The 664-nt window shown below is 62.2% G+C and carries 1 protein-coding gene; it reads right to left on the bottom strand.

The genetic code is table 11. The annotated features are described in order from the left end of the window. The coding region (locus NTD85_RS22265; RefSeq protein WP_262143231.1) for an immunoglobulin-like domain-containing protein at positions 1-664 on the bottom strand (664 nt) is incomplete at both ends.

The raw sequence follows: 664 nt of genomic DNA, 5'->3' as shown, positions 1-664 counted from the left end.
GGCGGTGTAGGTGACGGTGCCACCCTCAGCCGCAGACTCGGTCGCGGTCAGCTTGACCGTGGTGGTATCGATGGTGTCGGTGACCTGAGTCACAGCCGGCACAGTGCTCGGCACCAGATTTTCGAAGTTGCCACCGGTAGCGGTGGAAATGGTCGCTTCGACTTTGCCCGCGTCTTTGTACACGTCATCGGCCGGTGCCGGAACGGTCACGGTGCCGGTGGTTTTTCCGGCGTCGATGATGATCACGGCGCCGTTGCTCAACGTTACGGTGACTGGCGAGCCAGCGGCGTTGGTCAGGGTTGCGGTGTAAACGATCGAGCCACCTTCAGCGACGGTGCCAGTGGCACTCAGCGACAGATTGGTAGTGTCGACGGTATCAGTAACCGTGGTCGAAACCGGCGTCTTGTCAGCCACCAGATTCTCGTAGTTGCCGCCGGTCACATTGGTGATCGCGTTGGTCAACGGCGCGTGGCCGGTCAGCGCGTCGTTCGGCGCGGTGGCGGTCACGGTACCTGTGGTTTTGCCCACTTCGATGGTGATGTTCTGACCGTTGGCGAGGGTCACCACAACCGGCGAACCGGTCACTGGTGCGCCGACGGTTGCGGTGTAGGTCACGGTGCCGCCCTCGGCGACCGAGGTATCAGCGGACAGTTTGACGGTAGAA

This window comes from Pseudomonas sp. 13B_3.2_Bac1, assembly GCF_025466205.1.
Classification (GTDB): domain Bacteria; phylum Pseudomonadota; class Gammaproteobacteria; order Pseudomonadales; family Pseudomonadaceae; genus Aquipseudomonas; species Aquipseudomonas fluorescens_H.
The sequence above is the reverse complement of the archived record's forward strand: the minus strand, read 5'-3'. Positions and strand labels throughout refer to the sequence as shown.